Source organism: Mycobacterium bulgaricum, assembly GCF_041287165.2.
GTDB classification, from domain to species: Bacteria; Actinomycetota; Actinomycetes; order Mycobacteriales; family Mycobacteriaceae; genus Mycobacterium; species Mycobacterium bulgaricum.
This window is the reverse complement of sequence record NZ_JBGGKV020000002.1, coordinates 110,026-135,502: the sequence shown is the minus strand read 5'-3', so window position 1 is coordinate 135,502 and position 25,477 is coordinate 110,026. Positions and strand designations below refer to the sequence as shown.

At 61.1% G+C, this 25,477-nt stretch carries 22 protein-coding genes; 16 read left to right on the top strand and 6 right to left on the bottom strand.

Going from position 1 to position 25,477, the window contains the following annotated elements; genetic code table 11:
• Positions 1–151 precede the first annotated feature (151 nt).
• The 6 genes from ACAG24_RS07130 (at position 152) to ACAG24_RS07105 (ending at position 8,491) form a co-directional block, all read left to right on the top strand.
• Entirely contained in the window at positions 152–580 is a 429-nt protein-coding gene (locus tag ACAG24_RS07130; protein ID WP_370472495.1) for a hypothetical protein, read from the top strand.
• A gap of 84 nt (positions 581–664) precedes the next feature.
• Complete coding sequence (locus ACAG24_RS07125; RefSeq protein WP_370472496.1) at positions 665–2,497, top strand: DUF4012 domain-containing protein; 1,833 nt, start codon at positions 665–667, stop codon at positions 2,495–2,497.
• Between the two features lie 341 nt (positions 2,498–2,838).
• A complete protein-coding gene (locus ACAG24_RS07120) occupies positions 2,839–4,350 on the top strand; it encodes a polysaccharide biosynthesis tyrosine autokinase (RefSeq protein WP_445206175.1) in 1,512 nt (503 codons plus the stop codon).
• A 183-nt stretch (positions 4,351–4,533) separates the two neighbouring features.
• The gene (locus ACAG24_RS07115) at positions 4,534–5,847 is read left to right on the top strand and encodes an O-antigen ligase family protein (RefSeq protein ID WP_370472497.1); all 1,314 of its coding nucleotides are present in this window, start codon (positions 4,534–4,536) and stop codon (positions 5,845–5,847) included.
• Positions 5,847–6,956, top strand: coding sequence for a glycosyltransferase (locus ACAG24_RS07110; RefSeq protein WP_370472498.1), 1,110 nt, complete (start codon positions 5,847–5,849; stop codon positions 6,954–6,956). Before ACAG24_RS07115 ends, ACAG24_RS07110 begins: the two co-directional genes overlap by 1 nt.
• A 35-nt stretch (positions 6,957–6,991) precedes the next feature.
• Positions 6,992–8,491 carry a lipopolysaccharide biosynthesis protein gene (locus ACAG24_RS07105; RefSeq protein ID WP_370472499.1) on the top strand — a complete coding sequence of 500 codons (1,500 nt, stop codon included), beginning with the start codon at positions 6,992–6,994 and terminating at the stop codon, positions 8,489–8,491.
• Between the two features lie 22 nt (positions 8,492–8,513).
• Here the strand turns inward: ACAG24_RS07105 and ACAG24_RS07100 are convergent, their stop codons facing one another.
• Positions 8,514–9,644, bottom strand: a complete 1,131-nt coding sequence (locus ACAG24_RS07100; protein WP_370472500.1) for a glycosyltransferase family 4 protein — start codon at positions 9,642–9,644, stop codon at positions 8,514–8,516.
• A 424-nt stretch (positions 9,645–10,068) separates the two neighbouring features.
• On the opposite strand from ACAG24_RS07100, the gene ACAG24_RS07095 reads away from it, so the two are divergent.
• Both ACAG24_RS07095 and ACAG24_RS07090 read left to right on the top strand, forming a co-directional pair.
• Positions 10,069–11,085 (top strand): NAD-dependent epimerase/dehydratase family protein, encoded by a 1,017-nt coding sequence (locus tag ACAG24_RS07095; protein ID WP_370472501.1) that lies wholly within the window; start codon positions 10,069–10,071, stop codon positions 11,083–11,085.
• A 290-nt stretch (positions 11,086–11,375) separates the two neighbouring features.
• A complete protein-coding gene (locus tag ACAG24_RS07090) occupies positions 11,376–12,197 on the top strand; it encodes a glycosyltransferase (RefSeq protein ID WP_370472502.1) in 822 nt (273 codons plus the stop codon).
• A 48-nt stretch (positions 12,198–12,245) separates the two neighbouring features.
• On the opposite strand, the gene ACAG24_RS07085 is transcribed toward ACAG24_RS07090, so the two are convergent.
• Positions 12,246–13,073 carry a class I SAM-dependent methyltransferase gene (locus ACAG24_RS07085; protein ID WP_370472503.1) on the bottom strand — a complete coding sequence of 276 codons (828 nt, stop codon included), beginning with the start codon at positions 13,071–13,073 and terminating at the stop codon, positions 12,246–12,248.
• A 139-nt stretch (positions 13,074–13,212) separates the two neighbouring features.
• Positions 13,213–13,755: an arsenate reductase/protein-tyrosine-phosphatase family protein gene (locus ACAG24_RS07080; protein WP_370472658.1), complete on the bottom strand. Its 543-nt coding sequence runs from the start codon at positions 13,753–13,755 to the stop codon at positions 13,213–13,215.
• Positions 13,756–13,920: 165 nt separating this feature from the next.
• On the opposite strand from ACAG24_RS07080, the gene ACAG24_RS07075 reads away from it, so the two are divergent.
• Both ACAG24_RS07075 and ACAG24_RS07070 read left to right on the top strand, forming a co-directional pair.
• A complete protein-coding gene (locus ACAG24_RS07075; protein ID WP_370472504.1) occupies positions 13,921–14,658 on the top strand; it encodes a class I SAM-dependent methyltransferase in 738 nt (245 codons plus the stop codon).
• A gap of 140 nt (positions 14,659–14,798) precedes the next feature.
• Entirely contained in the window at positions 14,799–15,620 is an 822-nt protein-coding gene (locus ACAG24_RS07070; RefSeq protein WP_370472505.1) for an FkbM family methyltransferase, read from the top strand.
• A gap of 116 nt (positions 15,621–15,736) precedes the next feature.
• Here the strand turns inward: ACAG24_RS07070 and ACAG24_RS07065 are convergent, their stop codons facing one another.
• A complete protein-coding gene (locus ACAG24_RS07065; RefSeq protein ID WP_370472506.1) occupies positions 15,737–16,390 on the bottom strand; it encodes a class I SAM-dependent methyltransferase in 654 nt (217 codons plus the stop codon).
• 398 nt (positions 16,391–16,788) lie between these two features.
• Between ACAG24_RS07065 and ACAG24_RS07060 the strand changes: the two genes are divergently transcribed.
• From ACAG24_RS07060 to ACAG24_RS07035, 6 genes are all read left to right on the top strand, one after another.
• Complete coding sequence (locus ACAG24_RS07060) at positions 16,789–17,895, top strand: glycosyltransferase family 4 protein (protein WP_370472507.1); 1,107 nt, start codon at positions 16,789–16,791, stop codon at positions 17,893–17,895.
• Positions 17,896–18,559: 664 nt separating this feature from the next.
• Positions 18,560–20,062: a sugar transferase gene (locus ACAG24_RS07055; RefSeq protein ID WP_370472508.1), complete on the top strand. Its 1,503-nt coding sequence runs from the start codon at positions 18,560–18,562 to the stop codon at positions 20,060–20,062.
• A 388-nt stretch (positions 20,063–20,450) separates the two neighbouring features.
• Positions 20,451–21,098 carry an undecaprenyl diphosphate synthase family protein gene (locus ACAG24_RS07050; RefSeq protein ID WP_370472509.1) on the top strand — a complete coding sequence of 216 codons (648 nt, stop codon included), beginning with the start codon at positions 20,451–20,453 and terminating at the stop codon, positions 21,096–21,098.
• Positions 21,099–21,105: 7 nt separating this feature from the next.
• The gene (locus ACAG24_RS07045) at positions 21,106–22,500 is read left to right on the top strand and encodes an NAD(P)/FAD-dependent oxidoreductase (protein ID WP_370472510.1); all 1,395 of its coding nucleotides are present in this window, start codon (positions 21,106–21,108) and stop codon (positions 22,498–22,500) included.
• A gap of 292 nt (positions 22,501–22,792) precedes the next feature.
• Positions 22,793–23,311: a PH domain-containing protein gene (locus tag ACAG24_RS07040; protein ID WP_370472511.1), complete on the top strand. Its 519-nt coding sequence runs from the start codon at positions 22,793–22,795 to the stop codon at positions 23,309–23,311.
• Between the two features lie 38 nt (positions 23,312–23,349).
• Positions 23,350–23,919, top strand: a complete 570-nt coding sequence (locus ACAG24_RS07035) for a YdcF family protein (protein ID WP_370472512.1) — start codon at positions 23,350–23,352, stop codon at positions 23,917–23,919.
• A gap of 375 nt (positions 23,920–24,294) precedes the next feature.
• Here ACAG24_RS07035 and ACAG24_RS07030 read toward each other — a convergent pair whose 3' ends face one another.
• The gene (locus ACAG24_RS07030) at positions 24,295–24,627 is read right to left on the bottom strand and encodes a chromosome condensation protein CrcB (RefSeq protein ID WP_370472513.1); all 333 of its coding nucleotides are present in this window, start codon (positions 24,625–24,627) and stop codon (positions 24,295–24,297) included.
• A gap of 78 nt (positions 24,628–24,705) precedes the next feature.
• A complete protein-coding gene (locus tag ACAG24_RS07025; RefSeq protein ID WP_370472514.1) occupies positions 24,706–25,398 on the bottom strand; it encodes a GtrA family protein in 693 nt (230 codons plus the stop codon).
• Positions 25,399–25,477 lie beyond the last annotated feature (79 nt).

Sequence of the window (25,477 nt, the reverse complement as noted above, 5' to 3'; positions counted from 1 at the left end):
TGCCAGACACGGCAACGCGCAGGTAAAGGTCGTTTTTCAAGATTGCGGCGTGAATCCGAGCAGTTCTTCCGTTTCGGTTGACAGCGTGGGCGGGGTCTGGGATGCTTCCAGCAACACACAAAGGACTCGAACCTTTTGGGGGGAATAAACAATGAATGCCATCGCAACCAAGTTTCAGGTGACGGCCGCAGCCGCGGCGATCGCCGCGGGGACTGCCTTGGTTCCGGTCGCCGCGAATGCTGCTCCCGCTGTGGAGCTTCCGGCCGCACCGGTTCAGGTTATGGGTGACATCGCGGCCCAGCCGAACGGCCTTATTGGCGTCTTCGTCGTGCAGTTCACCGGCGCCGTGACTCGGACCTCGACCTACTGGACTCGCTTCACTATCCTGAACTACGAGTCGCTGCTGGAGGCTCGGCCCGATTCGATCTTCGCGCCATTCTGGGAGGCGAGGATCGAGCGTCTGAACGAGCAGTTGGCTCGCTACGGTGAGGTCACCGCGTCAGCGTGCGCCGGCGGCACTTCCTACACGATCGTTGCCGGATCCTATGGTGGCGTCACGCGGGGCTCCTGCACTTCCTAGTACGGACACGCCTTATAAATGCTAAGCATTGAAGCCTGTACGTCGTCCGGCGTGCAGGCTTCAATCATGTACAGGAATTGCTGAGTGCGATTTTTCCCGCGACGCCAAACTGAGAAGAATTCAAGTGCCGACGACGGCGACGATACGGAAGTGGGCGACGGTCTGCGACGACGCGGCCTCCTCTGGGGTACCGCTCTGCTAGTGCTGCTCCTAGTCGGCCTGGGTTGTTGGGTAGCGGCCGGCGCTTTCCAGGCCAAGTCAAACCTCGAACGGGCACGCGCCAGCGCCCAAGACGCGAAAAACGCACTGCTAGACGGCGACACTGATGCCGCCTCGCTATCGGCCGACGAGGCGCTATACCGCGCTCAGGAAGCCCGCGACGCCACGCACTCAATAGCGTGGAACATCGTCTCGGCAGTGCCCTGGCTTGGAAGCCCCTTCAAGACCGGCCAACAGGTCGCCGACGTCGTGCTGGGCCTCGCGTCCGATGTGCTGCGGCCCGCGGCTGACGTCGGTCTGACAATTTCGCCAGAGCGGCTGTATCAGGACGGACGGGTGGATGTCGCACTTCTGCGTAGTCAGGAACCCGATCTCCGCGAATTGTCTACTAGTGCTACGCGCCTGAACGGAGAAGCAGCCGCGATCACGGATCCCCGATATGTGTCGCTAATGAGCGAAGCACGTACCGAACTGCAGAGCCAGATCGCCGGCATCACGTCCGTTATCGAGAATGTCGCGTTGGCTGCCCGACTGGCACCATCGATGATGGGCGTTGATGGTCCGCGGACCTATTTCATGGGTTTCCAAACCAACGCCGAAGTGCGTGGAACCGGAGGTCTTCTCGGCGGGTACGGAATTCTCCGCTTCGACAACGGGGTGCCAACCGTCGACACGCTGGCACCAAACACAGACCTGACCGGCGCGGTGGCGCCTGTCGATCTGGGGCCTGAGTATGACCAGCAGTATGGATTCCAGCAGCCGTTCTTCGATTATCGCAACAGCAATATTAGCCCGCACTTTCCATACGCCGCCCAGATCTGGCAAGGCATGTGGCTGGAGCGAACTGGCATGAAAGTCGACGGCGCTATTGCCATCGACCCTGTCGCGTTGAGCTACATTCTGGGGGCTGTCGGACCGGTAACAACGCCGGATGGCGAAGTTGTTACGAAGGACAACGTGGTCGAACTGACCGAATCGACTGCCTATATTCGATATCCGACGGATCAGGCCGCACGGAAGCAGTATCTGCAAGACATCGCTAACGCGGTCGTGACCAAGATGACCGGATCAGTAGACTCGCCCCGTAGGCTCTTGGACGCGCTTGGCAAGGCAGTCGGCGAACGTCGCATTGCGATCTGGAGCGCAGATGCGGAGGAGCAGCGGCTTCTAGAAGAGACGCCACTCGCCCACATTCTCCCTGACGATGCGGAACCCTACGCGGGGGTTGTGCTCAACAATCTCGGTGGCAATAAGCTTGATTACTACCTAAGGACGCAGATCGAGTACGCGGCGGATGACTGCCATGGCGCAACCCGTGCATCGACTGTCACGGTGAAATTGACAAACGGCCTTCCAGACGAGCCACTACCCGATTATGTAGCGGGTGCGTCAGGCCTATCTCCCGAACTGGGTTTGACCCTTCCGGATGGTACGAGCGTGACATCGGTACGTCTGTTCGCCACCAAGGATTCGGAATTGTCGGGCGTAGTCCTAAACGGCGAACGCGTACCGGCGATCCACTACACGGAACGAGGCCACCCGGTGTTCGAGGTGCAGGTGATCATGACGGCTGGGCAAACTGCCGATATCATGTTCCAGCTTTCAGAGCCGACCGTGCCGGGAACGCCGAGCGCGCCGAGTCAGCCGCTCGTGCAGACCGTCGTGCCATCGGTAAAGGTTCCCGCGTGCGCGGGGTAAGCCCGAAGGCCCGCGCCGAGCTCGTGTGCGTACGAGCCGGGAAGTGCACTCATCGGCCAGCTAGCGCGTTCCGGGGTTTTGCGTCAGATGGTATTTATGCGAGTGGTTTGGCGGGGGGGTTTGTCGTCAAATGGTTCGAGTGGCTTTCTAAACTCGGCCTGGCGAGAACAGTGTGCCTCACCAAGACACAGTTTAATCGCGCAAGGGTCGGAGTGAATACGCTCTATCTTTGCGCTGCGGCGAACAACGCGTATCGGGGAGGACCAGTTGCTGAATGATCAGCTTAGGCTGCACATTTATCATCCCGGCTTCGAAGCGCGTCGGGGTGGCCGTCAATTCGGGTGTGGAGGGGTGGCGTTGAAGTGCAAGATTTTATAAAACTGCTGCGTGGCGGATGGGTCGTCATAATAATCGCAACAATACTTGGCGTGCTTGGCGCCGTCGCGGTGACGTTATTAACGACGCCCCTTTATCAAGCCTCGACCAGGCTGTTCGTCTCGACAACATCCGGTTCGTCCTTGGCTGACCGGTACCAGGGCAACCGCCTCTCACAGGAGCGGGTTATCTCTTATGCAGAGTTGCTCATGGGCGAAACACTGGCACAACACACTATCGATAAGCTCGGTCTTGATATGGACGCCGCGGAATTGCAGGCAAACGTGCAGGCAAACGCGATTCCCGACACGGTCTTGATTAACGTCCAGGTCCGCGATCCATCCCCGGTTCGGGCACGCGACATCGCAAACACTATGTCGGACGAGTTCGTCGCAATGGTGCGCAAATTGGAGACGCCAGAGAACGGTGTGACTCCGGATGCGCGGGTAGTCGTTGAACAAAGGGCGTCGATTCCCAGCCAGCCGGTGGTGCCAGCGACAATGCGCAACCTGGCGATTGGTCTCGCGTTCGGCCTGTTGGCCGGAGTCGGCATCGCCACGTTGCGTGATCTCCTTGACAACACGGTCAAGAGTCGCGAAGTGCTCGAAGAGATAACCGGTGTCGGACTCGTCGGTTCGATTCCTCTAGATAAAGAACGCAGAAAGCAAGTTTCAATTGCGTTCGAAAGCGACAATTCGCCGACGGCCGAGGCGTTTCGGAAATTGAGAACGAATTTGAAATTCCTCGCCGTTGACAGCCCTCCTCGAGTGATTGTGTTTACGAGTTCAAACCCCAGCGAGGGAAAGTCGACTACAGCGATAAATACTGCACTCGCGTTGGCGGAGGCCGATCACAACGTAGTGCTTATCGACGGCGACATGCGACGCCCCACTCTGGCGAAATATCTCGATCTCGTCGGGCCTGTCGGTTTCAGCACTGTACTCAGCGGAGGGGCCGAGCTCTCTGAAGCGCTGCAGACGACTCGGTTCCCGGGGCTGTCCGTGCTAACCGCAGGGAGCATACCGCCTAACCCCAGTGAGTTGCTCGGTTCGCAATCCGCGCGGAGGTTGCTCGCCGAACTGCGTGAGCGGTTCGACTACGTCGTTGTCGATTCGACACCTCTACTCGCAGTCACCGACGCGGCCGTCCTGGCCGCCGGCGCCGACGCGGTGCTGATCATGGCGCATTTTGGGCAGGTCAAACGCGAGCAGCTGGCGCATGCAGTGGGCAGCCTCGAACGGGTGGGCGCCCCCCTGCGCGGTGCCGTCTTCTCTATGATGCCGATGCGAGGACGTGCGAGCTACGGATACGGCTATGGTTACTACGGTCCCGATACTCCGCAGCGCGGTCCGCGCAGGGAGGTCGCTGCCCAGACCGATGCCACCCCCGGCCCGGCCCCGAGGCGCGGCGGCAATTCGCGGCAGGCACCAGCGGAAGCAGGGGAGCCCGTCAGTGGACGACGGCGGCGGGGGGAGTGATGAAGCGAGATACGAGCCGGAGCTGCCGGTCCGTCATGTGGCCTTCGCCCCACCGCCTGTAGATATGACTTCGAGATACGGTGCGCGACGTTCGCGTGAAGTGCCAATGTCGGCACGCTTCCGCGCGTTGGGTCTGTTTGCGGCCCCGCGGCCACGCGTAGCTAAGTGCACAACAGGTCTCGGATGAGCAGCGATATCGGCTTCAATAAGGATGCGGACGTAGGGGCCGGGACGCGCGATAGTGGCGTCTCGTCGAGATGGATGATGGCCTTTTGCGCAGGCGCCTTCTTGTTCTTCCTCGGCCTGCTAGCCCATGTCTTTGGTGAGGGTGGCGGTCGCGTCGGAGTGCTGAGGGGCCTGTTCGTCCCGGTGGCCTCGGCCATTCAGCTGACGACTCTCGTCCTGCTCTTTCGGCCCAAACGCGTCGGCGGTACGCTCGACCTTCTTCGCCGCAACGGGATCCTGACCGTGGCATTGGCCTTGATCATGATGAGCACTATTTGGTCTCTCGATCCGGCCATCACGTTGCGGCGCGCGTTCGCGCTCCTAGGGACGACCGCGCTGGGGCTTCTGATTTATATCGAAGTGGGCCGCGCCAACCTCCTGCGGTTCTTTGCCGTTAATCTGGCGTTGTTCGTGGCCGGTTCGGTCATCGTCGCGTTGGCCATTCCGGAGCTTGGAACCCATCCCAGCGGCGTCTTTGCTGGTAATTGGCGAGGGCTGGTCGACGACAAGAATGGTGTCGCGCCTATCGCCGTCGTTTTCCTGCTCGTCTGGTTAGGCCTCCGTAAACGCGGCTGGATGGCCACGTGGAACATTCTTTGGCTGGCCTTTGGGATACTGCTGCTCTTCCGCGCCGGATCCGCAACGGGCTTCGCGAGTTTCGTATTCGGTGTTGGTGTCTTCGGAATGCTGGCCGTGTATCGGAGACGGCGGCTGCTCCGACCGCTCGTCGTCGTCGCCGCGGCCACCGTTTGTCTCTTTGCCGCGTTGAACTATTCGGCGATCTTTCAACAATCCCTCCAAATGCTGGACCGGGACGCAACGCTGACGGGCCGCACCGCAATGTGGCAGGCTCTCGCGCCGATGATCAACGATCGCTTCTGGTTGGGGTCGGGCTATGGGGCCTTCTGGTACGACCCCTCAAGCTATACCGGCTTCATCGGTAGCACCCGCTGGATGGCCGATATGAACTACGCGCACAATGCGTATATCGACATGTTGCTCAACGTGGGCATTATCGGCCTAATCATTCAGCTCATATTCTTGTTCATCGTATGCGGCAGGCTTTTCGCGGGTGCGGCGCGGAACGACAACGTCGCGATGACCATGTTGGTCGTCCTGCTGACGCTGCTGTTTGTCGGTATCGTGGATACCGGTGCATTGTTCCGCGCCAACGCCGGTCTTTGGGTGATGGTCGTAGCTTTCGCGTGCTACGCGTCGCATTGTCGAGCCAGATCACCCGAAGGCCGCGGGCCCCTGGAAGAGAGTCGATGATGGACGTCGCTGTCTTCGTCCGTTCCATGAATGCGGGTGGCGCACAACGGGCGATGCTGCGATTAGCCACCGGGTTCGTCCAAGCCGGTCACAACGTCGAAGTGGTGACCTTGCATACCGGAGGCAGTTTCCATACTGAACTTTCGCCTGATTGCACCGTTATCGCTCTTCGGCCCAAGCGCATCATCGCTGCCGTCCCGGCGCTGGTTCGTTATCTACGTCGGCGGCGTCCCGATGCACTGTTGGTCACCGAGCCTGCTTGCAACATTTCGGTCATTCTGGCGAAGATTCTTTCGGGCACGTCCGCGCGGGTATTGATTCGGGAGAGCATGTTCCCGTCCACAGCGGTCAAGGAAGACCCGCATAGGTCGACGCGAATCGCGTATCGCCTCGCGCCCATCTTATACAGATATGCCGATGTCATTGTCTCCATCGCCAGCGACATGACGTCGGATCTCGCGCGTTGGGCACGAATCAACCCTTCGCGGATCACGACCATTCCGGTCAACCCCGTAGTCACCCCGACACTGCAGGCGGCGGCGAAGGAGGCCCCAGATCACCATTGGTTCGAGGACACCGACATCCCCGTGGTGCTGGGTGTAGGCCGGCTGCACCGTCAGAAGGACTTCCCGACGTTGCTGCGGGCGTTCGAGCGCGTTCGGGCAACTAGGCCCTGCCGACTACTGATAATCGGGGATGGTCCGATGCGTGGGGAACTCGACGACGCGCGCGCCGCTTCCCCTTACGCGGACGACATCGATCTGGCCGGTTTTAGTCCGCGCCCGTTCCCGTACATGGCCAACTGTGACGTTTTCGTGCTGTCGTCCCGCTACGAAGGGCAGCCCAACGTACTGATCGAGGCGTTGGCCAGCGGTGCGCCGGTCGTCGCAACCGACTGCCCCAGCGGACCTCGGGACATCCTCGACGGCGGCCGCTACGGTCGTCTGTGTCCGGTGGGCGACGTCATTGCTATGGCGGAGGCGATCTCCGCGACTCTCGATGCGCCGGTGGACCGCAGCCTTTCAAAGGCGCGAGGCAGCGACTACACGTTGGAAAAGAGCGTCGCGCTCTACCTTGAGGCGTTGAGCCCTGACGTCGCGGTACTGTGAACCCGCCCGAGTACAGGGCTGCCGGGTCCGAATCTGTGGAGAAATCACTCTCGGCAACGGCATTGCACGGCGGCAAGTGGCTGGGGATTTCGGCGCTGGCGCAAGCGCTGCTCAAGATCGTCGTCGTGGCCGTATTGGCGCGCTTGCTTACCCCGACGGAGTTTGGACTCGTCGCAATTGCCGGCATCTTCATCGATGTGGCCGCGGGAATCGCCGCGATGGGGGTTAGTCAGGCTCTCGTGCAGCAGCGTGACCTGATGGGCCATCATATTCGCGCGGCATTCTGGATCGCCCTGGTCACGGGCGTTGCGATGACGGCTTTGCTCTATTTTACGTCAGGCTGGCTGGCCCAACTGCTTCGTGGCCCCGAGGCAGCGCCGCTGATCGCGGCTCTCTCGGGAGTGTTTGTCATCCAGGCCTTAGGCGTTGTCCCCGAGGGATTGGCGACTCGGAACCGGGACTTCCGCCTCCTCGCCGTGCGGCAGTTCGTCGCGTATGTGCTCGGCTACGGTGTCGTTGGTATCGGGAGCGCGGTGCTGGGGGCAGGTGCGTGGGCACTGATCTACGCGCAGATTACGCAGACCGTCCTCGCCACGCTTCTGTTGATTATGGCCGTGCGGTTCGACTGGCGACCAACGGCAACGTGGTCGGCTTATCGCGAGATCTTCACCTACGGCTCCGGTGTCTCCGTGGCTCGCATCGCCACCTCGTTCGCGAACCAGATGGACCGGGTAATCGTGTCGATCAATACCAGTCCCGCGTCCGTCGGCCTCTACACAAAAGCTGTGCAGGTCACGCGATATCCCAACATGCTCGTCGGCAAGGTCATTGAGGACGTCCTCTTTCCTTCGTTCGCCAATGTGCAGGCTGATCGAGAACGTCTCAAGAACGCCTACTGCAGGTCTGTTGGCGCGATATGCGTGGTCATGATGCCGGTGTCGGTGTTCTTCTGTTTATCCGCCGGCCCGATCGCCGATTTACTTCTGGGTCCGCAGTGGGACGGGGTCGTTCCGCTGATGATGGTTCTCAGCGTTTCGCTCACTTTCCGCTTGGTTCAGCGAATCAGCAACGCGTTGATGTTCGCAATCGGGCGTTCCTGGTTGATCGCGACCTGGCAAGTCGTCCTATTCGTCACAACAACTGGCGGAGCTCTTGTCGGGATCCGATTCGGTCTGGTGGGCGCGGTGATCGGCGTCACGATCGCCTACACCGTTTGTTACATCGCGGGCACGGTGGTCAGCGCACTACTGCTATCCCTCAGTGTCAGCAGGCTGATGGTCCGCTATTTGACAGGGCTGCCGCTCTCCGTCCTCGCCGCGATCGGTGTGGCGGCGGGTAACTCGCTGGTCGTTGCGGAGTTCGTTCCTTCGCTCGTCGGGCTCGCCATCTCCGTGCTGTTGGCGGTGGTGCTGGCGCTAGTCGCGATAAGGTTCGCGCCGCGATTGTTCCTTCAGGAGGACGGACAGTGGCTATTCTCTCTGCTCCTGTCGAAACTGCCGCAAAGATTGAGCGCCTTTCCGATCCTGCGTCGCTGAACGGGCCGGCTCGCTTGGGCGATCAGCAGTCCGTTGCGTCTGCTCGTCGACGCAAGGGAAGCCCGGCCGCCGAAAGATAGCCATCGACCATCGATGTGAGGCCGAACTGCGACGATCGGTCTCGGCCGAGAGTTCCGAGCGTCGCGACCAGGCCTGGATCCTTCTCAATCAGTGCGATCGCCTCGACCCACGCCGGTATCTGGAGGGGTCGAGACAGCACCGCGTCACCCCCGACCTCCTGGACGATCGGGATATCGTTTGCCACCACCGGCACGCCCTGCGACATGGCTTCCACTAGCACCCGGCCGAAGCCCTCGTAGATCGACGGGAACAGCAGGACGTCGAGGGCGCGGTAAAAACGCGTGACGTCGGCGCCCTGCAGGGAACCGAGGAACTTCAACCTCTCGGTGACGCCTAGCGCGTCGGCCTTTGCACGCAGCTCGTCTTCCAGCGGCCCCTCTCCGGCCAAAAAAAGGGTTGCATCGGGAAGGTCGGCGAGGACGTCGATCGCGAAGGGCACGTTCTTCTGCGGATGAAGGCGCCCGAGGCACCCCAGTATCAGCCGGTCCTCAGGCATGCTGAACAGTTTGCGGCACTCGGCGCGGTCCTCTTCGGCGGCGGGCAGACTCGGGGTGGCGTTGTAAACGGTTCGTAGCCTCTTGCGGTACGCGGCCGGATAGCGGTCGAACGAGGCCCGTACTGTCTCGCTCACGGCGACATTGGCGGTGTAAAGACTTGTTGTTCCGAAGAGTGCCTCAAGTCGACGCGTCGCGATGGATTGCCGGTCCGAGGGATTCTGTTGGCTCCCGATCATCCGACAGTCTTTGATGCCACGGCCGGCGAGGGCGCCCACGATGTTGGCCCCGGGCTGGAATCCAATGATGACGCGGGGCCGGCGATCCCCGATTTCCCGGGCGCAACCGGTGAGAAAGCGCCGCCATTCGGCCGGTGACTTCGGCCTGCGCGGGGCGACGACGAAGAATGGGGCCGTACCGTGCCGCCCCTCAGGCTCGCGCTCGAACAGGAAGCCCACTTCCGCGGTGTAACCGCGGCACTGGAATTCCTCCGCGAGCAACCCAGCGTTGAGCTGGGCCCCTCCTACGCCATGCCAATTGCACAGGCAAATCACGTCGACGCGATCGCGGTCAGTCATGCAGAGCCATTCCTTGAGGAGAGGCCGTGGCCGGTAACCGCGCACCGGACCTCGGTTGATCTGAATCCATTCTGCGGCTTCGCTCCCCACACGACGACCAAGAACCGAGCCATTGACGACAGTGAACTCGGACGTGCCTGCTCAGTTTATCCGCCCCGCCGGGCGGGTGACGAGGAGCGGGGCCAAAGCCGGGGTGGTCGGCGCGCTGCCGGGGTCGACGCGCCTGCGGTGACGAAGTAAACGACGCGTGCGTCGGCTGCGCCGAAGCGGCGAGCTGGCGCTACTATTGGAGCCGATGTACGTCGCGCAGCTGGTTGCGCGCACTGAGCGCAGCGGCCTGTGGCTGCTCCACCGACCGCCAGTCAACGATGTCACATGGAAAGAAAACTTCTAGTAGCTCATGGCGATCGACGGATGATGTGAAATGCGTATCTTCGTGACCGGAACGGCCGGATTCATCGGTTTCCACCTGGCGCAGCGACTCCTGCGCGACGGCCACGAGGTCATGGGTTATGACGGGATGACGCCGTACTACGACATCAACCTGAAGCGGGCGCGACTGAAGATTCTCCACAACTACAACTTCACTGCCGTGGAGGCAATGCTCGAGGACCAAGAGGCGCTGGAGAGCGCTGTTGGTGACTTCACGCCGAGCGTGATCGTCCATCTAGCGGCGCAGGCAGGAGTGCGGTACAGCCTGGAGAATCCAGGCGCTTATATTAGTGCGAACGTGGTAGGGACCTATAATCTGCTCGAGGTCGCGCGAGCCTTGGCTCCGCGCCATTTCCTTTTTGCCTCGACCTCGTCGGTCTACGGCGGTAACCAGCGGATGCCCTTTTCCGAGTCGGACCGCACGGACTTTCCGGTGTCGCTTTATGCGGCAACGAAAAAGTCGGGCGAGGCCATGTGTCACTCATATTCGCACCTTTTCAAGATTCCGACCACATGCTTCCGTTTCTTCACGGTGTACGGGCCGTGGGGCAGGCCGGACATGGCGCTGTTTAAGTTCGTCGAGCGAATTCTCACGGACACGCCGATCGAGGTGTACGGGGAAGGCAAGATGCGACGCGACTTCACCTATATTGACGATCTCGTGGACGGCATTGTTCGCCTCATCGACTGCCCGCCCGAGGAGGGGAAGTCAATTGGGATCGATGGCGGGGTGATCGACTCGGTATCCCCAGTGGCTCCGTGGCGAGCGGTGAACATCGCCGGCGGACAGCCTGTGGGTCTCCTGGAGTTCATCGAGACCATCGAGAAGGAACTGGGACGGGACGCGGAGAAGGTTTTGATGCCAATGCAGAAGGGGGACGTACGTGCGACATTCGCCGACGCGAGCCTGCTCACGGCGCTCACCGGGGCCGCGCCGGCGGGCTCGATCGACGACGGCGTGAAAGCCTTTGTTGACTGGTACCGCCAATGGCGCGACGTCGGACAGTAGCTTCGCCGCGTCCCAACACCGCCGCTGTCAAGACTGTGGTGATGATATCGACGCCGACCGTCTGGCGACACTGATGCACCGCTGTTGACCGGGTTACGCGCCGACGGCGTCGCGACAACTCGTGCGCCCACCGGCAACGTAGACGTGATGCAACGAATTCAGGGGGGGAGTGCTCGCTGGTGAACGAACCACTACCGGGACGTCAGCTGTTGGTGGCATCGACGGGCGGACACTTAGCGCAGCTCGTTAAGTGGGCGCCTAAGGTCGGTGCCGCCTCGGACTCGCTGTTCGTGACGTTCGAATCGCCCCAGAGTGAGTCGCTGCTCCGTGGGCGGCGCGTCCTTTATGTGCCCTACGTCGCCCCCCGCGATTTCCTGCGGACCGCAAAGGCCTTCGCGACATTGATGCGCGAAATCGATTGGCGTACCGAACGCTTCACGTCAGCGATCACTACCGGCGCTGCCGTCGGGCTGGCCGGTCTGGGAGCGGCGCGTCTGCACCGCATCCCGTCCTTCTACTTCGAGAGTGTCTCCAGGGTCAGCGGACCGTCGCTTACCGGCCGACTGGTGACCCTAGACCCGTGGATCGCCACGTCCTGCCAGTACGAGCACTGGGCCAGTGGACGCTGGTCGTATCGAGGATCGCTTTTCGACAACTATGCGGCGATACCGAAGCAACCTGTGTCCCGCCCTCGACTCTTCGTCACCCTAGGAACGATCCGACCGTACCGTTTCGATGCGCTCGTCAACGCGATCGTTCGCACCGGGCTGGCCGACGACCGAACCGTGTGGCAACTGGGCGTAACAGATCGAGCCGATCTTCCGGGAAAAGCGGTTACCCAATTGAGCCGCGACGAGTTCGAGCATTGCGCGCGCGAGGCCGATGTCGTCATCACGCATTCGGGGGTTGGCACTCTGATGGAGCTTCTCGACATGGGTATTTACCCGATCGTCGTCCCACGACGTGCGAAGCGTGCCGAACATGTGGACGATCACCAGCTTCAGGTTGCCGGCGTCCTCAAAGCCCGGGGGATATCGCTGGTGAGCGAAGTCGAGGACCTCGACCGGGAAGCCATCCTGCGTGCTTGCGCTTCGGCTATCACCAAGTCTTGACACCCGTTCCGCCCGATAGCGGATCCACAACAACCGTCAGGCTGAAGGTCAATCCTCGATAGACATATCGCTGTCGTAGAGCGCCGCTGGCGGCACGGTCAGAGGTTCGCGGAGCTTCTGCTGGCGCTGCCGCGCCAAGATGTAAAGCTTGGGGGAGTAACGGCGCAGCCCGGGCGTTCTGGCCACGGTGCGGTAAGCGGCGCGTGGCCATGTCTTGTGAGAGGTCACGAACGGCATGTATCCGGTCCCGACGGTCTCCAACCCCATGAAGTTCACGAGCGCACACAATTGCGACATCGTGTACTCGTGCTTGTGCCGGCCCGTCGCGTCCGCGCGGTACTTCATGAAGATGTTCTTGCCGAGCACCAGCTTAGCGATGTTCGCGACAGACGCGACGTTAGGAACCGTGATGAGCAGCACGCCGCCGGGTCGCAGCACGCGCCGTACTTCGTTGGCGAATCGCAGCGGAAAGTACTCGCAGTGCTCCAATATTTCGCAGGCGGTGATGACATCGACGCTGTCGTTGCCGAAAGGCCAGTCTTGGTCCTCTATGTTGAAGTGTGACAACTCAATTTCGCCGTGGCAGGAGTAGATGCGCTCCGAATCCTTCAAAGGATGCTGGTCGTAGGCGAAATAGACTGCTGAGGCGCGGCTCGCCCCTCCTTCGAGCGCGCGGTCGAGCAGATAAAAGGGCGAGGCACCGATATCTACGATGTGTGCGTTCGCCACGTACGGCGCGATCAGGCGGTATGTGTGGTCCAGTCGCGGCTTTGCCATGCGCAGGTAGTTGCCACTGCCGTCGTAAGGAGTCGGGCGGCTGAGATCGCGGTCGAAGTAGAGCGCGAATGGCGCGGCCGAGGGTGGAAGTGATGCCACGAAGCAATGCTATAGCAGTTGGGTGGGCCCGCACCTTGGACCATCGACGGGGAAGTGGAAAGAGAACCACGTGCCCAGCTGTCCCACCGAAATGTGTCGGCAACCCAATGAACTAGGCAGGGTCTAAAAGAGTTTGGAACTACGTCGCGTACCGTTGTCTCCGGGTCCGGACGCAGACGTCGAGCACGTCGGGCAGTAAAGCAGCAATCTGTTCGCCGATGGATTCGAAGAGGTCCGGGCTTCCCCCGATGGGGTCGGGAACGTCCAAGTCGGCGCCGAGTGCCGCCGCGCCGGCGCGCAGCGGGGCGAAGTCCGCAATCGTTTCAAGATCGGCATTCGAAGCGATATACGCGGCCTCCACCAACGTGAAAGTGCGGTTCAGCTTGCTCGGCGCCAGTTCCAGCACGGCGTCGCGGTGGGCGCGCGTCATTGTCAAGATGAGATCTGCGCTGGCGGCGACCCTCCCGGTCAGTTGGCGTGCTGCGAAGCCGTCCGCGCTGCCGCCCAACTGCTCAAGCACGCGCGCCGCATCTGCGTGGACCGGGTGGGAGACGACGGCGCGAGTCCCTGCACTCGATGCTTCCCACCCCTGCAGTTGCAGCTGCTCGCCGTAAGCTCTCGCCAGCCGCTCTGCCGTGGGTGACCGGCAAATATTGCCGGTACAGACGAATAGAAGGTGCAGAAGTTTTCCTCACTCTTGCGATACGGTATCGATACTCGACTGGTGCGTGTGCTCGCAAGAAACCATACGGTCCGACGGCGGATGGCTCGAGGGAAGCCCCTTGCAGCTTTGACCGACAGTTATTTGGAGTTGTCGCCACGCAGCGATCCCTATATTGTTCGGCCGGTGGGGAAAAACGTCGACAGTGAAGTTTGGCAGTCGCTAGGGGAGCAAGATGCGGACTGGGCCGTCGAGTCGAAGCCCGGTCGACGGTACGGAGGCTGGGCTAACGACCTAGAGGCCTTCTACGCGACGGGCAGGCACAGGGTCGAGCAGGCGCTTGCGCTAGTCCCCGACGTCGAATACGGCAAAGCCATCGACTGGGGTTCGGGTACCGGGCGGCTCGCATTCACGCTCGCGGAGAAGTTCGAGCGAGTGACGTGCGTGGACATATCCAAATCCATGCAGGCGACTTTACGTAGTCGGGCCGCCGAGCGCGGAATCTCGAACCTCGACATCGTGCACGTTCCGGACTTTAATCCAGATGCTTCTCATGACTTCGGTCTTTCGCTGATCACGATGATGCATTTCTCCAATCGCGAAGCAGTCAAGGAGGCGCTCGAGGCAATGGTGGCCGGCCTGAAGCCCGGCGGATGGATGATCGTCGAGATCCCGGAGTCCGCGCATTCCACACGGGCCAAGGTGCAGCCTGGATACTGGGCGTACCGCGTCCTGCGTCGTGTCGGTTTCACCGCAAAGTTCCTATACGCCAAGGGTTTTACGGGCATGCGCATACTGTTCATCCCGAGGGCATGGGTTGCCGGCGTACTGGCAGATGCCGGCGCCGATGTTGTTCGGACTACCGAGGACAAGGGCACCTCGCATCAGTTCATCTGGTACGTAGCGCAAAAACGGACTGAGTGAGCCCGACTTTCGACTCGTTATTAAGTTGGCGATCGGCAGGCCGGTCGGTCGTGGATCACTTCAGCCGCATAGGTCTGCACCGGGTCGGACGTGACTATGGCGTGCGGTGTTTGTGCATTGATCGGAATAGGCAGGCAATGATGGCCTCAAAACTGAAACGACAGCTGAATGAATGGCTGTTTTCGCGGACCGGAGATCAGTTTTGTTCTTATTTTAACGCGGTCAACAAGGTCTACTGGAAACTCCCCATTGCGGTCGAATGGGATTCTGTGCGCGAGAAGATCGTGGTCACCGATGGTCGCGACCGAATTTTTATCGCACGGCCTAAGCGGGTCCGCCGTTACAAGCACGGCATCGGCGCGAAGTTGGACATCCTGGCGAACGAGTACCTACTTGGCCACATCGACTTCCGCGACGGCGATACTATCGTCGACTGTGGAGCCAACGTCGGCGAAGTAGGCACGTGGCTCACGCGGGCAAACGCTAGCCTTGACGTGATCTCCATCGAACCCGAGGCATTAGAAGCCGAGTGCTGCGATCTAAATGTTTACGGTGGAGAGGAAAAAACCATCCGGAAGGCGCTCTGGCACGAGGAAGGCGAGCTGACCTTCTACCTGAAGAACGACAGCGGCGACAGTTCCGTGTTCGAGACAACCCACTACGACTTCACCCGCACGGTACCGACAACGACACTTTCGTCGTTGCTCGACGAGCGGAGTGTCTCGACGCTGAAACTGTTGAAGCTGGAAGCCGAGGGTGCCGAGCCCGAAATCTTGGCAGGGGCCGAGGACTGCCTGGACCGGATCGAGTACATCGCTGCGGATCTCGGTCCCGAACGCGGCATTAACGACGACACGACGGCGGCAGCGGCGATCAACTTGCTTCTATCGCGCAATTTCCAGGTGGTCGATGTCCGTTCGGGGCGGCTGGTCTGCCTGTTTAGGAATCAGAAGTTTCTTTGACCGCATGCGATGCGGCGCTCTCTTGTCCTCCGGGCGGCGTCTGTCGTCCGCCGCCGATACCGTCTTGGGTATTAGTTATTTTGCGCCGCAACAAGTTTAATGCACCTGCGGCGCTTCTAGTCTCGTTGACGTATCGCCACGATCGACTTGATAAGTCCCGCGAACTTCTCGCGCCAGATGACGGAGTCGGGGAAGTAATCGGCCATCTGTGTTAGACCCAGTAGGTCCACCTCGTGAACTGAATCGACGGCCCTCTGTCGATCGATCGTGTGCCGGTGGCCGAGTTTCCACCGTGTCGTGATCTCCACACGAGCGGCAAAGGGCAAAAACTGCATTCCCGGGAACAACCAATGTGGTTCGACGGGAAAGTAGCGATAAGGCGTCTGCACCCAGTGGCGGGGGGCGCTGCCGCGAATCAGCTGGGCCAGGCGTGCACGCTGCGCATGCCCGCCGACGTGTTCGATTAAGCTATTTGACACGACGAGATCGAACTGGGTGCCCGCAACGCCGGGCGGCGGCGCGCATGCATCCCCTTGGATCGCGGTTATGGATTCCGAATTCGGGAAAGAGGACAAGTTCACCAGCGTGACGTGTTGTGGCTTCACCGGAACGGACTCCCAGAAACCTGGAGTACCGCCCAAGTCGAGCACATGCATGTCGCCGATTGAGGGGAACGTCTCGAGAAGTTTATTCCACCGTCCCCGGCGCGCACGGGCTGAAATGGATGTCGGGTTCGTGGGCTCGGCGAAACGGCTAGTCAATTTGGCCACGAACAAGAGAGTAGCTGTTCTTTACATCACCCGCATATGCCAGCATTGGTCGATGTTGACCACAGCTCGGAATGACGCGAAATTACCGCTTGGCGACGAGAAATCTAGCTGCGCTGTGGCTACCGGATTCGGCGCCATCGAGTACCCTCGGATGTGCCGTGGCGCGTCCCTGGCGGACCACTTGTGCATTTCAAAGCGGTTACCCGGATGGAGGACAACCCGCACCTGAGGTCGTGTCCGGGTTGCCGGATCCCGTTCGTCAGGCGCGGTGTGGTGAATCTCGACGGGCGCTACTACCGGCTCTCCGTCGCGCTGCGGACCCGTCGTTCGAGTCAATACGCGACTGTCAGATGCGCAGTACCGAGCGAATCTCAATGAGCCAATGAGGAAAGAGCCGAGTGAAAATCGCCTATATTTCGCAGTCAAAGCTTCCTTCTCGTGCGGCAAATAGCGTCCACGTGATGAAGATGTGCCAGGCCATCGCCTCGCACGGTCACTCGGTGGCGCTTTGGGGATTGCGCCCCGTCGCGGAGGCATTTTCTCGTAAGTCTTCCATCTTCCTTTCCTACGGCGTGAGGCGCAATTTCTCCCTGTTTCGGCTTCTTCATTTTCGCGGTATCTACCGGTTTTACGTGCTGGGTGCCGTGATCGGTGCGCGGGTCTGGAACCCGGACATTGTTTATTGCCGTTGCATCCAGAGCGCGAGGTTCGCTGCGCGGCTGAGACTGCCGGTTTATTTCGAGGCGCACCACCCGTTGGAGGGTTTTGACAATCTGGAATCGGCGTTTCGTGAGCTGGTCGCGTCGCCGTACCTGAAAAAACTGATCTTTATCACCAAAGCGCTGGAAGAGTACTTTACGAGCGCATATCCCGAGATCTCCTGCGCAACCCTTGTTGCGCCCGACGGTGCCGACCCGATAGCTGAGGAGTATGTGCCCCCTCCACGCGCGGACGCCCGATTCAAGGTGGGCTATGTCGGACAATTGCACAAAGGCAAAGGAATGGAGATCATCGCGCGCTTGGCTGAACTCTGCCCGTGGGCGGACTTCTCAGTCGTCGGCGGTGACGAACACATCATCGCCGAATGGAAACTCCAATGTAAAGACATTGTGAATCTTCACTTCGTCGGATTTGTGCCACATAGCGAGGTGCACATTCATATAATTGGCTTCGATGCTGTGTTATTGCCTAATCAACGGGTCGTCGGCGTGGCCGGAAATCCGCTGCTCAATATCAGCGAATGGACTTCGCCGCTGAAGGCATTCGAATACATGGCGGCAGGTAGCGCGATTGTTAGCTCAAATTTGCCGGTATTGCGAGAGGTGTTCGCAGACGGCGTCAACGCGTTGCTCTGCGATCCGGGACAGGTCGAACAGTGGCAGCAGGCAATTCTCCGTTTGAGCTCGGAGCCGGAGTTGCGCGCTACGCTCGGCGCCAATGCTCGGCGGGACTTCATGGAGAAGTACTCGTGGTCGGCGCGAGCCCGAGCTGTGCTGGCGGAGTAAGCAGTCAGTTTCCGCGGCGTCGCTGGAGCGGCCGCGGTATGCCGTCGATTCAGGACCGCCCGACGCCCCTACTGCTTCGAAAGCGCCGTCGCGCCACAACAGCGGATTTCAGACAGTTCCGGCCGTCGGGGGGTGCGCTGTCGAACCGATGGAGGGTGCGTGCGGTTCCAGCGTCGCAAACTACTCCGCTACGTCAGTCTGCCCAAGTCGGCGTCGGCGCACGCCCGTCAAGACATCCAAGACATTCGGCAGTGCGGAGAGTGTACTCTGCGCGTTCCGCACAGCTTCCGGACTTGACCGCTCACCTCCGCGCGCCGCAACTGGATCGCGCCTGGATGCTTAACGCTAGCGAGTCGCGCACGTCGTCGAAATTCATGTGAAGACGCGTCGCGCAGGACAGTGATGTGGGTTCCGACGAAAGAAACGCCGCCGGCCTCGCGGGCGGGCTCGCCGTATTGTTCTCCCCCTTCCGCTCAGCCCTAGGCGTCCGCAGCGGCAATAGCGGACCAAGTCGTCCTCAAGGATGCGGTAAGGGATCCTTCGATCCGTCAAATGGAACGGGGCGTGACCGTAGGTTGCCGAGCGAACTGCTTCATTCGTGTTGAGAAGACTGCGGGCTGTGGGTAAAGTTGCAGCACAACGGGGCGGAAATGTGGGGGGACAAATGACGGCCGTCAACGACCGGCTAGACGTCGCAGCAAATATTGTGCCGATTACGACCAAGATCCCGGCGTGGCAGCGGGGGTATTCACGCAGGCTTGTTCTTGTCGACGTTCTCGGGGTCGTATTGGCTGTCGGCCTCGCGCAGTGGGTCCGCTTTGGTGGGTTCGCGGACGTCACCGCGAACGCGGGCGAGGTGAATCGCGACAAACAATACGGCCTGGTTTCTATTGCGCTGATCGCGATCTGGCTGGCCGCACTGTCGATCAACCATTCTCGTTCCACGCGGATCATAGGTTCCGGGGCGGAGGAGTATCGACGCGTCTGGCTGGCCACGCTCTCTGTATTTGGCGGTGTGGCCATCGTGTCGATGCTGTTCAAGCTGGAAGTCGCCCGTGGGTATCTAGTTATCGCGCTGCCGGCCGGTCTCATCTTCCTCGGTCTGTTTCGGTGGTTTGCGCGACAGGCGGTTGTCAGGGCTCGCCGGAAATATGGACGGTGCATCACCCGCGTGTTGGTGGTCGGCAGCCCATCGGCTGTGCGCGATCTCACGACGTCACTCGCCCGCGAGTCGGGGTCCGAGTATGAGGTCGTCGGCGCCTGCATTCCGGGGCCGAATCCGCGTACGAAGGTTGACGTTCCTGGCGTCGGAACCATTCCAAATTTCGGGGATGAGTCGAACGTCGTTGGAGCGGTGACGGCCACCAACAGCCACGCCGTCGCCGTCACCGCAACCGAACGACTCGACGGCCGAGGAATCCGCGACCTGTCCTGGGAGCTGGAGAAACTCGACATCGATCTGCTGGTTGCACCCGGTGTGGTCGACATCGCCGGACCCCGCCTGCAGATGCGTCCGGTCGCTGGACTGCCGCTGATCCATGTGGAGAAGCCGCAATATCACGGTGCGAAGCGTTTTCAGAAGCGATTTTTCGACATCGCGTTCTCGAGTGCGGTCCTGCTCTGCGGCCTTCCCCTTCTCATCCCCGTGGCCACCGCGATCAAGCTCACCAGTCGAGGTCCCGTCTTCTACCGGTCGGAGCGCATCGGTCTGGACGGTAGTCCGTTCGAGATGATCAAGTTCCGCACGATGGTCGACGGCGCCGACAAGATGGTCGAGAAACTCGCCGCGAACAACGAGAGCGAGGGGGGAGTGCTCTTCAAGATCCGTGAAGATCCGCGCGTCACACCTCTTGGGAAGTTGTTGCGTAAGTACAGCATCGACGAGTTGCCGCAGTTCATTAACGTCCTGAAGCGGGACATGAGTGTGGTGGGTCCGCGGCCTCCTCTGGCCAACGAGGTTAAGTCGTACGACGACTACGCCAAGCGCCGCCTGCTGGTCCGTCCCGGTATCACGGGCCTGTGGCAGGTCAGCGGACGATCGGATTTGTCCTGGGAAGATTCCGTTCGTCTCGATCTTTTCTATGTCGAGAACTGGTCGATGATCGCGGACCTCTTGATCTCGGTGAAGACGATCAAGGCGGTCTTCGGGCATTCGGGCGCTTACTGAGCGGTCCACGCCTTTCGCACTCCGATAGAACAGAACTCGGCTTTCCGGCTGGGGCGTTGGTGGCAGGGTAATCGCGAGCGGTACTTACGAGGGCATTCGCGCCACTAATTCGTGGGGGCCGTAGGCATTTACAGCGTGTGGTGACTCTGATTTCCCTTTGATCTTGGCCGTTCCCGTGGGAGTCGCAACTTCGATTCGCAACCGCTGGCGATATTCTCCTTTCCCTGTCCCAGGACAAGCGGATTCAAGAACGCCATTAGCGGATGGCGCTCGCGAATCACAAGACTGTTATCCAAAAGCATAGATCGCAGTACATTTCTACGTTGCTTGCCGGAGAAACCACCTAGTGAGTTACATTTGCTATGGGCGGTCACAAGCTGGGGGTGTCATGAAACCAACTCACGTTGGCTTGATTCCCGATGGCATGCGCCGCTGGGCTGACGCGCATAACGCCACTTTGGCGGAGTCTTACCTGCGAGGTGCCCAGAAGGTCGTAGCGCTCCTTCTTGCGCTTCGGCGCAACGACGTGCAGACGGTGTCGGTCTACAACCTGAGCCGTGCCAATCTGGCGCGCCCAGACGCAGAGCTCGACGCCGTCTACGGAGCGTCGATTGAGTTCTTTACCAAGTTGATCCCGGACCACTTCGATCTGGACGACTGCACCGTGCGCCTCCACGGTGACCGCAGCCTGCTCCCGCGCGAATACGTCAGTGCCGCAGAGGCGTTAGAGGCGGCCACGAACGATGGTGCGTTCCGCATCAACATTCTCGCCGCATATGACGCAGTCGACGAACTGCGCGCAGCTCATGCCCGCGCGCAGCGGGAGGAGTGCGACATCGCCGCGGCGTTCGATATCCCTGACGTCGACCTCGTCATCCGGACCACCCCGGAACCCCTGCTCAGTGGGTTCCTGCCGCTGCAGAGCCAGTACGCCGAACTCGTGTTCCTGACGACGCCGCTCAATGACCTCCATGCCGACTACATCGACGAACTGATCGCCAAGCATCGCCAGTTCCCGCAGAGACGCGGGAGGTAGCGCGTCGATGACGCCTAGGAACCCGCTGATCATCGGTGCCGGACCCGCCGGGCTCACGGCCGGGCTGGAATTGGTCAGCAGGGGAGTGATGCCCCGCATCTACGAAGCGTCAGCACACGTCGGAGGTCTCGCGCGCACCCCGAGCGACGGTGCTTGGCGCGTCGACCCGGGTGGACACCGCTTTTTCACGCGCCACGAAGAAATCATGGACTTGTGGAAGTCGTTGCTACCTCACGATGAGTGGATCGTCGTGCCACGACGCTCGGCCATGCTGGTCGACAGGCACTTCGTACCCTATCCCTTGAAGGGGCGAGACCTGCTGATGCAGTTAGGCTTTGGTACCGGCTTGCGCGGCGCGAGCAACTTCATGTGGTCGCGCTTTCGTCGGGGGCTACGCGCCATCGACCGGCCGCAGACGTTCCGCCAATGGGGAATCGAAGAATTCGGGCGGCATTGGTATCAGATGTTCTTCGACGGATACGTCCGCAAGACGTGGCTGGCCGACCCCGACCACCTCTCCAGCGACTGGGCGAACCAGCGGATCAAACCGATCGATTGGCGCCGACCGTCGAGAGGCCATCCTGCGGACCAAGACGTATTTCGATACCCGCGCTGTGGGCCGGGACAGTTGTGGGATGCCGCTGCCGCGGCATTGACGAACAGCGGCGTTCCGCTCTCGTTGAACTCGAGGATTGAAGCCATACGACACGACGGCCAAAACTGGACAATTCAGCTTCAGGACGGAAACACCGCTAGCGGGGATGCCCTGTTCTCCAGCATGCCGTTGCAGTTGCTGGTGCACATGCTGGAACCCACACCGCCAAAACACATCCGGGCGATCGCGGCGACGCTGCGGCACCGCGCCGTGATCACCGTTGCTGTCGCTTTGAAGAAGCACTACGACATTCCGTTCAACTGGGTGTACACGCCCGGCCCCGAATTTCGGGTCGGGCGAATCCAGAATTACGGCAACTGGTCGGAAGCTCTTGCACCCGAGGGCTTTACTGGAACCCATTTGGGGTTCGAGTACTTCACGTTGCCACACGATGACCTGTGGGTGGCGGGGGACGAGGGGCTGGGAAGCATCGTCGAGAGCGATCTCCAGGCGCTCGGTTTCGACAACTCGGAACTCGAACACGTCATGATCGTCCGATCCCAGCATGCGTACCCGATCTACGACCCCGGCCGGGAACGTAACGTCGTCCGCATCAGGGACTTCCTGCGTCTGAATCACCCGACCCTGCACCCGATCGGTCGGAACGGCATGCACCGATACGACAACCAGGACCACGCGATGCTGAGTGCCCTCCATAGCGTGGCCCGCTACTTCGGTGAGAACGCCGATCCGTGGCAGGTCAACACTGACCTCGGCTATCACGAATCCGGGATCCTGCGAAGCTGATCTCCTGCCGTCAGCGAACGAGTAGCCGCAGCAGCCAGGAGCGAAAGTTGCTATTGCCCGGATGAAAGCGCGGACATTCGCACGTCGAACAGTCTGTGCCGGCACGATAGTGCTCGTGCGCTGAGCGGTCATGGCCGCACCTACATGCCCCCGTCTGCACGGCTATGAATCTACGCGCTGGCTGTGCGATTGCCGCAGCAAATCGCGCGCTGGCTCACAGGTCGGATGCGAAGACTCCCGGCCAGCTTGCGAAGAAGCCGCCGACGCGTCAATTCCTCAGTACAGTGCTGCCGTGGGCTACCCCGAGAACGTGCTGGCCAGCGACGAACATGTGGTCTTGCATCGCCACCCGCATTGGGGGCGACTCGCTCTCCCGGCGTTGATCCTGATCATTGCGTCGGCTGCGGCCGCTTTCGTTGCCGGCTACGTCAACAGGCTCGCCTGGGAACAGAATGCGAAGAACATTGTCTTTGGCGTCATCGCAGCGATCTGGCTTGTCCTCGTCGGCTGGCTGGCAATCTGGCCTTTCCTGAATTGGTGGACCACTCATTTCGTCATCACTGACCGCCGCGTGATGTACCGCCACGGTCTGATTGCCCGATCGGGCATCGACATCCCGCTGGCGCGTATCAACAGCGTGGAATTCCGGCACGGCCTCATCGACCGCATCTTCCGCACCGGAACGCTCATTATCGAGTCGGCATCGCAGGACCCTTTGGAGTTCCAGGACATTCCGCGCGTCGAACGTGTGCACGCGCTGCTGTACCACGAGGTGTTCGACACGCTCGGGTCGGAGGAGTCGCCCAGTTGATTCTGCGAGTCGGCGCCAGGTGGCCTAGCGTGCAGTAGATGCGGCGCCGACAACGCCACCTCGTCTACACCTCGATGGCGGCCCTGGTGATGCTGCTTTTCCTCAACGGTGCCAGTGGGACGGTCCTCTTCGCACGCGCAAAGGCGGATCCCCTGAAGAGTGCAGACGCCATCGTGGTGCTGGGCGGCGAACACGATGGCCGAGAGGCATACGGCCTCAGTCTCGCCGAGCGGGGCTATGCGCCAGCCGTATTGCTCTCTAATCCCTACTCCACAAGAGACAAGGTGATGCAGAAGGCGTGCGCCCCGCGGACCGATATCGAAGTGATCTGCGTACCACCCGTGCCAGGCACCACGCGTGGAGAAGCGATCTTCACACGCAAGCTCGCTGACGAGCGCGGCTGGCAATCCGTGATTGTCGTGAGCTGGCGCTACCACCTGCCGCGCGCCCGCAGGATCTTTGATGAGTGCTTCGTGACCCCCGGCCGCAGCGTGATCATGCGAGACGTCCCGCGCCGCTACCCGTTCTCGGTCGCGCAATGGCAGTACACCTACCTGTACCAATATGGCGGCTGGGTGAAGGCGGAGATCCAAGGCCCCTGCAGCTAGCGAAGTTTCACATAGAGCGTTGTGCCGGCACGCACCGCGAGGTAGCCGGACAGCGCGCACGCGATACCTACCGCGCAGTACACCGCTAGCCGCTTGGTTACCGACAGCATGGTGCTTCGGATGGCGCGGCTGTTGAGCCATAGGGGAGGAGCCGTGCTGACAGCGACCATGCTTGCGGCAGAGCCAAGCACCCCGACGGTCAAAGGCGCTGTGACTGCCGGCCAGTAGGGATAGGCGCTGAAAACTCCCCAGAGCCCGCAAAGCGCGCCAATCCCGAGCAGCAGACGCCGTGGCGAGGGCCTGCGCATCGACAGCACACCGAGTGCGCTTCCCGCTGCGCCCCCGGCGCCGACCAGCACCCATATCGCCCAAGGCTCACCGAGCCACTGCACGCGCCACCGCCAACCCGCACAGAACCCCACCGACCGCGGCAGTCGGCGTCAGGATCAGAAACGCCAGCGACAGCTTCATTGGCGCGCTGATCGTCAGAACCGCCCACGCACTCAGGCTGGCCGCACTCGCGCAAACACCGAGGACCAAACTTGCAAAAAGGGACGTCGAATTCGCCGCCAGTAGATACACCGCGATCGTAAACGCAACTCCCACCGTCAGGACCGTCGATACAAAGACCTGGTGCGGATGCGGCCACGTCGTGGCCAGCGCATAGCGCAGCAGCGCACCGGCCGTCCCCCCAACGATGAGAGCCAACGGCCGCGCTTGATTTCGGCGGTGTCGACCCGGCACCAAGTCAGGCTATGCAAAGACCATCACGCCGGCAGCGCCGGACTACGAGGTCTTCGACACTCTCGGCTCGTCCGCGTCGCGCAACGGCCGCCGCGTACGTCGGCGACGCGTCATCCGCATCGGAGTGACGTTGTCGCCTCGCTTGCCCTCGATCGGGCCGTGCGGGTGCCGGAGTTCGTATTCGTCTTCCAGCGCTTCGGCGATGCCGCCGCCGGTCAGCGTGGACTCCAGCGCCTTCTCGGGATTGCGTGCGAACTCGTCAGGGAACACGAACCGCCGGAACGCCCAAAAGCGGAACGCCATCTGCAGCAGGTTGCCGATGACGTAGGCCGAGATGAAGTCGGCGATGTTCTCGGTGGTCAGCGACACCATCGGAACGCGCAGCATGAGCACGTAGCTTGAGATCCACAGCGGAGCCATGCTCAACAGCACGCCGACCGCACTGACACCGAAGAACAACAGCGCTTCGTGATGGCGCTCGCGCCCGCCGCGGTCGCGGAAGCTCCATTCCCGGTTCAGGATGTACGACGCGATCACCGCGACGATGCCGGCAATGATCTTGGCCGTCACCGGCTTGGGTTCGAGAATTGTCAGCTTGAGCGTGAAAAAGATCGCCGAGTCGATGACGAACGTCGTGGCACCGACGATCGCAAACTTGATGAGCTCGTGGTGCCGCTCGGCATACGGACGGACCGGGCCCGGCAGGCGGCGGATCGTCGCATCGGCAAAGGACACAAGAAGCGAGTCTACGTAACGGTTGTCCTCGATGCCGCATCCGCCAGTAACCGCAGGTCAACGATGTGGTGTAGGTCAT